We start from the raw sequence: 12,294 nt of genomic DNA on the forward strand, positions 1-12,294 counted from the left end.
GGGCGTGTCGCCTTTCTGAAGAGAGACTTCCCGGACAGGACCTACGGGACGAGGAGCAGCTTGCCCGTGGTGCGGCGGGCGGCCAGGTCGGCGTGGGCGTCCCGGGCACGGGCGAGTGGATACGTGCCGCCGATGGTGATGCGCAGAGTGCCGTCGGTGATTCCCGCGAAGACCTCTCCGGCCCGCCAGGTGAACTCCTCGACGGTGGCGCGGAAATGCTCCAGGTAGGGACGCGTGAGGGTCAGCGAGCCGCCCCAGAGCAGCCGCATCACGTCGACGGGTGGCACGGGGCCGCTGGCGCCGCCGAAGAGGACCAGCGTGCCCCGGCGGCGCAGGCTGTCCAGGCTGGCGTCGAACGTGGCGGCGCCGACACCGTCGTAGGCGGCGTGCACACCGTCGCCGTCGGTCAGGCGCCGGACCTCGGCGGGGAGGTCCTGGCAGCGGTCGTAGCGGATGACCTCGTCCACGCCGTTGCCGGCCGCCAGCTTCTCCTTCTCGTGGCTGGAGACCGTGCCGACGACGCGTACTCCGCGCCGCTTGAGCAGTTGGGTGAGGAGCAGTCCCACTCCGCCCGCGGCGGCGTGCACCAGTACGGTCTCGCCGGCCTGGGCGCGGTAGGAGTCGTTGACCAGGTAGTGGGCGGTCATGCCCTGGACGAGTGCGGCGGCGGCGATGTGCAGGTCGACGCCGTCGGGGACGACGACGGCTTTCTCCTCGGGAACGAGGACCTGCCCCGCGTAGCTGCCGAGGACGGTGGTCCAGGCGACGCGGTCGCCGACCGAGAACCGGGTGACGCCGGTCCCCACGGCCAGTACGGTGCCGGAGCCCTCCTCACCGGGCACGGCGGGCAGGGGCAGCGGATAGCGGCCCTCGCGGCGGTAGATGTCGATGAAGTTGACGCCCGCGGCGGCGAGTCGGACCAGGATCTGCCCTGGTCCCGGCGCGCCGGGAGCCGGCCTGTCGACAGGGAGAAGGACGTCCGGGCCGCCGGTCCGCCGGATCTCGATCGCGGGGATCACCGGGTCCGGTGCCGTGTTCCGCTGTGACATCAGTGCGCTCCTTGCAGGGTGAGGCGGTCGGGGTCGAGGTCGAGATCCACCCCGTAGGTGCTCAGCCAGTCGCCGAGACGGACGGTGGACTCCAGGAGGATGCGTTCGAACTCGGAGAGGGTGCCGGTCGTCGTCTTGTCGGTGAGCCGGCGCACCGCCGCCGGGTCCAGGTAGCCGGTGAGGGGGGCGTCGTCGCCGACAGCCGCGGCGGTGAGGCCGGCGATGAGCCCGCGGTCGTAGGCGGGGTCCTGGATGGAGGGGTAGGCGGCCTTGGTGCGGCGCAGTACGGACCGCGGCAGCAGGTCGGCGGCGGCCTCCCGGAGCAGGCCCTTCTCCTGGCCGGTGCAGATCTTCATCGCCCAGGGGACGTTGAAGAGGTACTCGACGAGGCGGTGGTCGCAGAACGGCACCCGGCCCTCCAGGCCGTTCGCCATGCCCATCCGGTCCTTCTTGTCGAGCAGGATGGGCAGCCAGCGGGTGAGTGTGAGGTAGCCGAGTTCGCGTGTGCGCCGTTCTTCGGGGCCCTCACCGTCGAGTCGGGGAACCTCGGCCAGCGCGGTGCGGTACAGGTCGGCCTGGTACGTGGCGAGGTCGATGCCCTCCACGAACCAGGGGTGGAAGAGCGCGCGGGGGTCGAGGCCGCGGTGAGCGCCGAGCCGCAGCCAGGGGAAGGTTTCCGCGGCCCGCGCGACGGGGTCGGAGAACCAGAGGTAGCCGCCGAACACCTCGTCGGCTCCCTCGCCGGAGAGTGCCACGGTGGCGTGCTCGCGGACGGCTGCGAAGAGCTGGTGCAGTGAGATGTCCAGGTCGGCGAAGTTGAACGGGAGGTCCCAGGCCTCCAGTACGGTCCTGCGCACGGCCGGGTCGAGAAGCCGGGCCCGGTCGAGGGTGATGGTGTGGTGTGCGCTGCCGACGTGCTCGGCGACGGCGCGGGCGTAGGGGCCGTCGGGGGTGGGGCGGACGGGATCACCGCGGAAGTTCTCGCTGTGGCCGGTGAAGTCGACGGCGAAGGTGGAGATCCGCCCGCCCTCGGCGGCGCGGACGCGCTGGGCCAGGGCGGTCACGGCGCTGGAGTCCAGACCGCCTGAAAGCAGCGCGACCAAGGGGACGTCCGCGACCATCTGGCGCGGCACGATGTCGTCCAGCAGGTCGCGGACTGTGGCGATGGTGGTGGGCAGGTCGTCGGTGTGCGGGCGGGCTTCGAGCGCCCAGTACCGCTCTTCGCGCAGGCCCGCACGGCCGACCCGCAGCAGATGGCCGGGCCTGAGTTCCCGCATGCCGCGCAGCGGCACCCGGCCGGGTGTGCGCAGGAAGAGCAGCGCGTCGCAGAGTTCCTCCGCGGAAGCGCTCGGCCGCACCAGCGGGTGGGCCAGGATGGCCTTGGGCTCCGATCCGAAGAGCACACCGCCCGGGGTCGGATGGTAGTAGAGGGGCTTGACCCCGAGACGGTCACGGACGAGGAGGAGTTCCTCGCTCGCGGTGTCCCAGATGGCGATGGAGTACATGCCGTTGAGGCGGTGCACGAAGTCGGCGCCCCACTGGAGGTAGGCGCGCAGCGCCACCTCGGTGTCGCTGGACGTGGTGAACCGGTGCCCGTGCAGGGAGAGTTCGCCGCGCAGCTCGCGATAGTTGTAGATCTCGCCGCCGTAGGAGATCACGGCGCGCGGCAGGTCGCCGCGTGGGCCGCGCTCCGGGGTGGCCATGGGCTGGGCCCCGCCCTCCAGGTCGATGACCGCGAGGCGCCGGTGGCCGAGCGCGGCGTGGGTGTCGAGCCAGCCGCCGCCGGCGTCCGGGCCGCGGCGGATCAGCGTCCGCACCATGGCGTCGAGCGTGCCGGACTCGGTGGTGAGGTCTCGGGAGAAGTCGATCCATCCGGTGATGCCGCACATGGTCCGCTCCTTTCTCAGTCCTGCTCGGGGCCGAGCCAGGGGCCCCGGCGCCAGCCGTCGGTGTCGTAGTCGTCCAGGCACTCCTGGACCAGTTCCTCGTAGCGGCCGAGGCTGCCGCGGCGGACGGCCCAGCGCAGCGCGTCCAGCCGGACCTGCTCGCCGTTGCCGGAGTAGTTGCGCTCGTAGAGTTCGTGGCGGGCCCCGAACTCGCTGCCGATGGCGTCCCAGACCAGCTTGAAGAGCTTGATCCGTTCCAGTGCCGAGGTGTCGGCGCCCCGGTAGTAGCGGTCGATGAGCGGGCGCAGTTCGGGATGGGCGAGGTCGCGGGCGCTGGAGGGGACCGCGAGGGGCGCGCCGCCGAGCAGGCTCTCGAAGAGCTCGTGCACCCTGTTCCAGATGTAGGGGCCCGCCATCCGCATGGCGGACGCGTGTTCCAGGCGCGGCAGGACCGTGCCTCCCGGGCCTGGTTCGGGATCGTGGGCCATGGCGGAGGTGAGTGCCCGGACCAGGTCGCGCAGGGTGAGGAGTTCACCGAGGCCTGCCTGCACCCCGCGGAAGACATCGGTGCCGTTGGCCCGGGTGGCCCGGGAGAGGAGCCCTGCCATCAGCTCCAGCTTGACGCCGAGCCGGATCCCGGACTGGAAGTTGTAGAGGTTGGGGAAGCCGGAGCCCGCGTAGAAGCCGGTGGCGCGCTCGGTGTCGCGGTGGACGAGCACGTCCTCCCAGGGAATCAGTGCCTCGTCCAGCAGCAGCACGCTGTCGTTCTCGTCGAAGCGGCTGCTCAGCGGGAAGTCGAAGGGGCTTTCGGCTCGCCGTTCGTACGGGGTGCGGCAGATGAGCCGTACCCCCGGGTTGTCCATCCGGACGAAGAAGACGAGCGCGAAGCGTTCCGCCTTGCCCTTCTCCAGCTGGGCCGAGCCGACCGGGGCCACGAACCCCGCGTTCGTCAGGGCGGACCCGGTGGCGAGCATCTTCGCTCCGCTGACCACCACCCCGGCGTCGGTCTCGCGCACCGCGTGCACGAAGACGTCACCCATGTCGTGGATGGCGCGTTTCCGGTCGATCGGCGGGTTGATGATGACGTGGTTCAGATGGAGCGCCTTGCCGGCGAACCTGCGGTACCAGGCGGTGGCGTTGGGGGCGAACGGGCCGTAGTAGTCGGCGTTGACGCCGAGTCCGGCCATGAAGGCGGCCTTGTACTCGGGGGTGCGGCCCAGGAAGCCGTAGCTCGCGCGGGCCCAGGTGGCGATCGCCTCCCCGGCCTGGACGAGGTCGGTGGCGGACCGGCTGGGTTTGAAGAAGCGATGGGTGCGGATGCCGGTGTCCGGGTCCACCCCGGTGAGTACGCCGGCGGTGGTGGGGTCGTGGAGAGCGTCGTAGAGCCGGGCGATGGAACGGGCGGAGTTGCGGAAGGCGGGGTGCGTGGTCACGTCCTTGACCTGCTCGCCGTCCACGTACACGGCACGGCCGTCGCGCAGGCTTTCGAGGTACTCGGCCCCGGTCATCAGGGCGTCGGTGGTCTTCCGCGGCTGAGTGGTCGTCATCGAACCAGCCCCGGGTTGGCCAGCGGCGGGTCGCCGAGGACCTGGACGCGGCGCAGGTGCCGGGGCGCGCCGCTGGTGAAGGCGTTGCGGCCGTGCAGCAGCGTGTGGTTGTCGGTCACCACCAGATCGCCGGTCCGCCAGACGTGCGCGTAGAGGTGGGACGGGTCGTACAGGGCGGCACGCAGGCCGCGGTGGAGTTCGGCGCGTTCCGACTCGTCGGCGAGGCCGGAGAACTCCAGGTCCGGGTGGTTGACGAAGGTCTCGCCGGCCTCCACGGTGGGTTCGTTGTACCGGATGACGGGCGTGCCATGAATCGGATGGGGTGTCACCACCGGGGAGACGCAGGTGCTGTCGTAGTACTCCATCTTCCGGTGATAGGTGCCCGTGGCCCGTGACCACAGGGCGCGGGTTGCGGGATCGGCATCGGCGAGCACGGCGGCGGTGTCGGAGAAGGTGGTCTCGCCGCCGTTGCCCTCACCGGGCGCGTGGACGCACTGGAAGATCTGGAATTCGGGGATGTGCTCCCGGTACATGCCGTCCCAGTGCATCGGCATGTGGCTGTGGTCGAATATGTGGTCGGCCGGGTCGGCCTGCTGGACGAGCTCCAGCACGGTGCCGAACGGCCAGACGCTGAGCTGCCCCCATCGCTCGCCGTACGCCGAGAGTTCGTCGGGCTCGGCGAACCCCGCGAAGCCGCGGAGAAGGAGGAGGCGGTGCTCACGAACGAGGGCGCGCAGGGGCGCGACGGGCAGGCCGGTCGGCGGACGGTCCCGGTCGACGGCGTGGAGGGCGATCCCGAAGGGTTCGAGGGCCGTGATCCTCAGGCCCTGGTCGGTGAGCGGGGTGTCGATGGTCATGGTGGAGCCTCCTGTCAGGGGGTGGGGGCGGTGGCGTGGGCCCGGGGCAGAACGAAGTGGCTGGGGCGTCCGTGGGCCGTCACCAGCCGGCCCCCCGCCGCCTCGGCCTCGGCACGCTTCATCAGCGTGAAGAGCCCGTCGCCGGTGTCGACGGCCGTGCTGTGCCAGGGCGTGAGCCAGACGTCGGGGGTGTCCGCCAGCAGGAGCCCGATCTTCCGTGTACTGCACGGCTGGGGGTGGATGGAGAGACGGACGGCGTCCGGGAACAGCTCGGCCAGCAGTTCGTCCCAGGCGCGGCTGCGGGCGATGACGCCGTAGGCGAGTTCGCGGCAGTGGCGCTGGAGGGCGGCGCGGCTGCCGGTGTACTCGGGGACGGACAGGTCCTCCAGCATGAAGCGGGTGATCCCCCGGTACATCTGGACCATGTGGCCGCCCTGGCGCACCTCGGCGCGCAGTTCGTCCGGGTGGGGGCCGCGGCCGTCCGTGAGCCTCGCGCGCAGCTGGGCGTGGCCGGCGCCCGGACTGACCTCGTCCAGGGTGAACTGGCCGAGGTGGGAGGCGCCGATCCGGTCGATCATGCGGTTGATCTCGTGGACGTAACGGGTGACGTTCTCGTCGCTCACGCCGATCAGGTCGTTGAAGACCCGGCCGTCGGAGCAGATGAGGATGCGGGCGCCGGGCGGGTAGACCTCGGCGATGCGTTCGCAGAGCGATTCGAGGAATCTCAGCGCGAGTTCCTCGGCCATGTCGGGCAGTGGGCCCAGGACCTTGGCCGGGTTGGGGGACTTGGTGGGAAAGGCCGGGAGCAGGAACTCGATGGTCCGGCCCCGAGCCATGGCTTCCGCTATCGCGTCTCGGTGGTGCCGTAGGCACCGCAGGCAGACCCTGCCGGTGCAGCCGCTGCCGCGCAGTCTCCGCTGGTGCAGCAGCACGTCGCGGATCACCTCGATGGCGGCCAGTTCGGTATCGAGGGTGGCAAGTTCGAACACCGTGCCTCCTGTTAGTGGGGACTCGCTCCACCCTGGGCTCACGACGCACACGGAACGCACAAAGCCATTTCGGTACCGGCCGTCACGGCAGGCTGCGGCTGCCTCGGCGGGATCAGCCGCCGAAGGCGCCGAGTTCGTGCCGGGTGCGTGTCTCCCAGTCGGGCATGCGCAGCGCGCGGAACCCGGACAGCGCCGCGCCGAAGCTGCCCCGTGCGCGCTCCCGGTCGCCGAGGGCGGCGTACGCGCGGCCCCGCATGAAGGCGGTGAGCGCCTCCCCGCGGCGCTCACCCAGCTCGGCGAACATCTCCGCGGCCTGTGTCAGCGGGCCGAACGCCTCGTCGGCCCGCTCCGGGGCCTGGGCCAGCCGTAATCGCCCGATCGTGTAGTGCGCGTACGCCTCGCCGGGGCGGTGCCGCACCCCGCGGTAGTGGATCAGCGCCCGGTCCAGGTGACGGGCTGCCGCGGCGTAGCGGCCGAGCATGATCTCGGTCACGGCCAGCGCCTGCAGGGCATCGGCAAGGGCCAGCGGCTGCCGCAGCCGCTCCGCCGCTTCGAGCGCCCTCTCCAGCACCCGTGCCGCCTCGGCCTCGCGGCGCTGCTGGAACAGCACCGAGCCCAGACTGCGCAACGCCAGCACCGTGCCCCGCAGGTCACCCAGCTCGCTCAGCACGGCGACGGCCGCCGAGGCGTCGGTGTAGGCGTCCTCGGTCATGCCCCGGTCCGCGATCGCGAAGCTGCTGTGGACACGGAGGTACGCGGCCTGACGCCGCTCCCCCAGCTCGTCCAACTGCGCGATGGCGGAGACGAACCAGCGCATCGCCTCGTGCGCCCGGCCGCGCCCGACGCCGGCGCGGGCCAGCGAGCCCTGGGCCATCGCGATACGCCTGCGGTCGCCTTCGGCCGACGCCCGCTCCAGCACGGCCCGCGCCATACGCTCCCAGTCGTCCAACCAGCTGCACTGGTGGCATATGTCGTCCAGGGCCGCGACGAGTTCGCTCGCCTGCTCGCCGTGGCCGGAGCGCGCGGCGTACTCCACGGTGGCCGCGAGACTGGGGCGCTCGTATTCCAGCCAGGCGGTGGCCGCGTCCGCTCCGGTGCGGAGCAACCGCTCCCTCGCGGCGGGGACCCGGTGCAGCCAGCCGTCCAGTACACGTCCGACGATCTCCCGCCGGCGCGCCGGGGACTCTTCCTCGGCGGCGCGTTCCGCGGCGTAGGCGCGCAGCAGATCGTGGATACGGTAGCGGGGCCGGCCCTCCGGATCGACGTGGTGGGCCCGGATGAGGTTGGCGTGGATCAGGGCGTCCAGGATGTCGTCCACACTGTCGTCCGGTTCCTCGTCCCCGGCCACACCGGACATGATGACCGCGGGTATCCAGGACGGGAACTCGCCTGTGGGGATCAGCCCGAGAGCGCGGAACACGCGGGCCGCGTCCGGGGCCAGCCCGTGATACGCGGTGGCGACACAGGCACGCATGGCGAGGTCGCCGGCGCGCAACTCACCGAGCCGGCGCTGTTCGTCGGCCAGCCGCTCGGCCAGCCAGCGCACCGGTCGGTGCGGGCTCCCGGCCAGCCGGGCGCCCGCCACCCTGAGCGCCAGAGGAAGACCGGCGCATCCGACGAGGAGGTGCTCCGTCGCCTCCGGCTCGGTGGCGAAGCGCCGCGTTCCGGCGATTCGGTCGAGCAGGGTGCGCCCGTCGGTGTCGTCCAGCGGTTCCACGTCGAGCAGGTGCGCGCCGGGAATGGCGGCGAGCCGCGCCCGGCTGGTGATCAGGACGGCACAGCCGCCGCCCCCGGGCAGCAGGTACTGGACCTGGGAGGTGTCCATGACGTCGTCCAGGACGACCAGCACGCGCCGGTCCGCGAGCTTCGACCGGAACAGTGCGGCCCGCTGGGACTCGGCCGCGGGTATCGCCGATCCGGGCACGCCGATGCTGAGCAGCAGATCCGCGAGGACGGCGGCGGATGTACGGCGTGGTCCGCGCGCACTGTCGAGCTGGACGTAGAGCTGGCCGTCGGGGAAGGTGCCACGGAGCCGGTGGGCGAGGTGGGTGGCCGCGGCGGTCTTGCCCACGCCGGGCAGACCGGTCAGGATCACCACCGGTACCACCGTCGGCGGCCTCCGGGCGTTCGAGGGGGCCAACAGCGTGGCCGCAAGGGTGAGCAGCTTCTCGCGCCCGACGAAGTCCGCTATGAGCGTGGGCAGTTGGCAGATCGGCCACGCTCCCGCGGACCTCGGTCTCGCGCCCGGATGAGCGGGGTCAGGGGCCGGATGGGCGGGGTCAGGGGCCGGCGGGTCCAGTCGGCGGACGGGGTTGGAGCGCGGCGGCGGTCCTTTCACCGGGGAGAGGTCGCGGGCGAGTACGGCCTGGTGCAGCCGCCGCAGTTCGGTTCCGGGATCGAGTCCGAGTTCGTCCCGGAGCGTACGACGGGCCCGAGCGTAGGAGTGCAGCGCGTCTCCCGCACGTCCGCAATGGTATTGAGCGGTGATCAGCAGACCCCACAGTCGCTCGCGCAGCGGGTGCGCCGCTGTCTGCGCGCGCAGCTCCGGGACCAGTTCCTCGTACTCACCCAGCGCGATGCGGGCCACCGCGTGGTCCTCGAAGACGGAGATCCGGGACTCCTCCAGCCTCGACGCCTCCACGTGCAGCGCGGAGTGATGCGGCACACCGTCGAAGGCGGCACCTCGCCACAACGCCAGAGCCGCGCGCAGGCGCTCGGCTGCCGAGCGGTGATCACCTTGGGCCATGGCGGCCCGGCCGCGCGCGGCGAGGTCGTCGAAGAGCCTCAGATCCAGTTCGTCCGGCCGAGCCCGGAGACGGTACCCCTGGCGACCGTGGCTGAGCCGGTCACCGCCGGAGGCCGCGTTGAGCACCCTGCGCAGACCGGCGGCGTAGCTGCGGACGTTCGCATGCGCGGACGCCGGTGGGCTCCCGGCCCACAACACCTCGCAGAGCCGGTCGGCGGTGACCGCGGTGTTCATGTCCAGCAGGAGAGCCGCCAGGAGAGTGCGCGGCTTGGGTCCGCCGAGCGGAAGCATCTCACTGACGCCAACGGCTTCGACCGGCCCCAGCACCCTGAATTCCACACGGCGCAACTCCACGGCCTGACCACCCCTCTGCTCCCTCTCGGGGCGGGGCTCTTCCCGCAGGGATCAGCCTTCCGCCGCAACGGAGAAAGCAGTCCACCGACTCCTGCGACCGGGGAGGGGTGTCGAGCACGACGCGAACGGCCGTCGGGGGCAGGCCGGTTGGGGGAACGGGTGCGGGTCAGGACGTGTCTGGACGAATGCCTCCGGGCGCCGGTGTCCCAAGAGGCCCGGGGGCGCACCGGCAACGCCGCGGGATGGCTCCGGGCCTTGTCCGCATGCTGGTACGCGGGGTCGGCCGGGGGGCGCACGGGCAGCCCTCGGCCGACGCGGTGACTCGGCGCACCGCGACCGCTTCGATCTCGACGAGGACGCCGGGCTCGGCGAGGCGCTCGACACCGATCGCGATGAACGAGGTGACGAGACCCGTGCTGTGCCGTCCGGACCAACACCGGGCGGCCGACGTGTCGTTAGTGACGTGACGGCGCCCGGACATGGGTCGGTGAGGGGGCGCCGCCGGAGGACGCGTCGCCGCCGGGGGCATCGTCTCGTCACGGCGGCGCGGTCGAAGGGGAGGTACGGAGAATGCCGGGCAACGAGGAACCGTTCGTCGATGCGCCAGAAACGCGGGCGTCCTACGAGCTGTGCGCGGCGGAGATCAGGCAGTTCCTGACGCCGATGTGGAAGGCGGCCGAGGTGCTGCCCGCCGCGATCCGTCCCCACGTCCTGGCCGTGAACGCCTTCACGGTGCGCAGCGACCGCATCGCGGATGAGGGCGGAACGCGGCGGGTACGCGCGGAACGGTTCACCCGGTGGCGTTCCGGGACTCTGGAGGACCTGCGCACCGGGCGCAGCGCGCATCCGCTGCGGCGGGCGTTCGTGGACACGGTGCGGCGGTGGGAGATCGACCACGCGCTGGTCGAGGAGTTCCTCGACACCATCCGGGCCGACTGTGCCGCCCCTCCCGTCTTCGAGACGTTCGCGGAACAGCGGCGCTATCTGCGGGGAATCTCGGGGACGACCAACGTGATGTGGATGTCACTGCTGGATGTGAGCGGGCCACAGGCGTTGGTGTCGGCCTCGCTTTTGGGCGAGGTGTGCCAGTTGGTGGACAACTTCGAGGACCTGCCGGTCGACCTCGCCGCCGGGCGGTGCTATCTGCCGCGCGCCGATCTGCGGCGGCTGGGGCTGGAGGTCGGCGACCTCCGGAGCGGTGAACGGCGCGAGGCACTGGACGAGTTGGTGGACATCCAGCTCGGACGGTGGCGTGACCTGCTGGAGCGGGCGATGCCGGTGGCCGGGCTGGTGAGCCCCGCGTACGAGCCGTTCCTGCACACGGTGCTCCTGGGCGCGTGGATGCAGTTCGACGAGGTCGCGCTCCGCAAGTCCCGGGTCTTCGTCGACGGAATGGAACCACTGACGTCGACCGGGGCGGCGCGGCGCCGCCCGGCGTGGCCGGTGGCGGATGGGGTGCCGGGCCATGTAGCGGTGATCATGGACGGCAACCGGCGGTGGGCCACCCGGCAGTCCCTGCCGGTCTCGCGGGGCCATCAGGCGGGCGGGCAGGCCGCGATGCGGCTGGTCAACGCCGCCCTGCGGCTCGGAGTCCGGCACTTGAGCATCTACGCGTTCTCCACCGAGAACTGGGACCGATCCCAGGAGGAACTGGCCGCCCTGTTCGACACACTGGCCGACGGGATCGCCCGCGGCACCGAGTGGCTGCACGAACTGGGCGTACGGGTGCGCTGGTGCGGACGGCGGGACCGTATCGATACGTCACTCGCCTCCGCCCTGACGCTGGTGGAGAGCCTGACGTCGAACAACGATGTGCTGTCGCTGACCCTGTGCGTCGACTACGGCGGGCGGGACGAACTGACCGACGCCGCCCGCGCGCTGGCCGCCGAGGCGGTCGCGGGGACGATCCGGCCCGAGGACATCGGCCCCGCCGACCTGGCCAGGAACATGTACGCGCCCGGCCTTCCCGACGTCGATCTGCTGATCCGTACGTCCGGTGAGCAGCGCGTCAGCAACTTCCTGCCCTGGCACCTCGCCTACGCCGAGCTGGTCTTCGATCCGACCCCCTGGCCCGACTTCGGCCTGGCGCGGCTGCGGGAGGCGCTCGCCACGTACGCCGGCCGCCAGCGCCGCTTCGGAGGCACCCTTCCCGGTCCCGCCCGGCCGGTGGGGCCGGCCCCGGCTCCCTGAGCCGGAGCCGGCCCCCCGGGCGGCACTACGTCGGCGGGGTGTACACGCCCTCCGCGGTCACCCGTGCCAGCACCGTGTCAGCGGTGAACGCGGGTGCGCCGAAGGTGGCGGTGTACACCTCCAGCGCCTCGGGGGTCGGGTGCAGCGGCACCCCGTCGATCCTGACCCTCAGCGGCCGGCCCACCGGCACATCGGAGGTGGTCAGCAGTCCCTCGGACACGGCACACCGGAACACCGAGCGGTGCCCGACGTCGAGGCCGTTGACCTGGCACTCCCCCGACGCCAGCCCGTCCCTCAGAACACCCCGCAGGTTGACGACCCGGGCGCGCCCCGTGGGCGTGCGCACCGCGATACCCCCGTCGAGGACACCGTCCCCCTCGGCCTTCGGCGGGCTCTTCGGCGAGGGGTCGCCCTTGCCCGACCGGACGGGGAACCGCACCGCGGAGCCGCCGGAGTCCCTGACCAGCTCGGCCGGCGCCACGGCCTCGATCACGGCTCCCAGCCGGTCCAGCTCCGCCTGTACCTCCCCGGTCCACCGGACCTCGACCCAGCCCTCGGAGATCGTGCCCCACTTCTCGTCCGCGGCAGCGGACGCCGTCCCCGTGAGCTGGGCCAGCAACGGCGCGGCCAAAGCCGCACCCAGAACGGTTCGACGATTCGTGCTCATCGGCGTGCC

The 12,294-nt window shown here is 71.9% G+C and carries 8 protein-coding genes; 1 reads left to right on the forward strand and 7 read right to left on the reverse strand.

The annotated features are described in order from the left end of the window. Nucleotides 1-41 precede the first annotated feature (41 nt). The 6 genes from ACIOGX_RS28765 to ACIOGX_RS28790 form a co-directional block, all read right to left on the reverse strand. On the reverse strand, nt 42-1,049 hold the full coding sequence (locus ACIOGX_RS28765; protein ID WP_356516019.1) for a quinone oxidoreductase: 1,008 nt from the start codon (nt 1,047-1,049) through the stop codon (nt 42-44). Then, nucleotides 1,049-2,938 (reverse strand): asparagine synthase (glutamine-hydrolyzing), encoded by a 1,890-nt coding sequence (asnB, locus tag ACIOGX_RS28770; protein ID WP_401917513.1) that lies wholly within the window; start codon nt 2,936-2,938, stop codon nt 1,049-1,051. The genes ACIOGX_RS28765 and asnB overlap by 1 nt, the downstream gene beginning before the upstream one ends. A 14-nt stretch (nt 2,939-2,952) precedes the next feature. Beyond that, the gene (locus ACIOGX_RS28775; RefSeq protein WP_387019745.1) at nt 2,953-4,482 is read right to left on the reverse strand and encodes a 4-hydroxyphenylacetate 3-hydroxylase family protein; all 1,530 of its coding nucleotides are present in this window, start codon (nt 4,480-4,482) and stop codon (nt 2,953-2,955) included. Further along, nucleotides 4,479-5,339: a TauD/TfdA dioxygenase family protein gene (locus ACIOGX_RS28780; protein WP_401917515.1), complete on the reverse strand. Its 861-nt coding sequence runs from the start codon at nt 5,337-5,339 to the stop codon at nt 4,479-4,481. Before ACIOGX_RS28780 ends, ACIOGX_RS28775 begins: the two co-directional genes overlap by 4 nt. Before the next feature lie 14 nt (nt 5,340-5,353). Further along, the gene (locus ACIOGX_RS28785; protein ID WP_401917517.1) at nt 5,354-6,328 is read right to left on the reverse strand and encodes an L-tyrosine/L-tryptophan isonitrile synthase family protein; all 975 of its coding nucleotides are present in this window, start codon (nt 6,326-6,328) and stop codon (nt 5,354-5,356) included. A gap of 112 nt (nt 6,329-6,440) precedes the next feature. Continuing rightward, the gene (locus ACIOGX_RS28790; protein WP_401917519.1) at nt 6,441-9,413 is read right to left on the reverse strand and encodes an AfsR/SARP family transcriptional regulator; all 2,973 of its coding nucleotides are present in this window, start codon (nt 9,411-9,413) and stop codon (nt 6,441-6,443) included. Nucleotides 9,414-9,998: 585 nt separating this feature from the next. Between ACIOGX_RS28790 and uppS the strand changes: the two genes are divergently transcribed. Next, nucleotides 9,999-11,618 carry a polyprenyl diphosphate synthase gene (uppS, locus tag ACIOGX_RS28795; protein ID WP_401917521.1) on the forward strand — a complete coding sequence of 540 codons (1,620 nt, stop codon included), beginning with the start codon at nt 9,999-10,001 and terminating at the stop codon, nt 11,616-11,618. Between the two features lie 25 nt (nt 11,619-11,643). Here uppS and ACIOGX_RS28800 read toward each other — a convergent pair whose 3' ends face one another. Then, nucleotides 11,644-12,285, reverse strand: coding sequence for a hypothetical protein (locus ACIOGX_RS28800; protein ID WP_401769175.1), 642 nt, complete (start codon nt 12,283-12,285; stop codon nt 11,644-11,646). Nucleotides 12,286-12,294: the final 9 nt, after the last annotated feature.

The organism is Streptomyces sp. NPDC088147 (genome assembly GCF_044741565.1).
GTDB lineage: Bacteria > Actinomycetota > Actinomycetes > Streptomycetales > Streptomycetaceae > Streptomyces.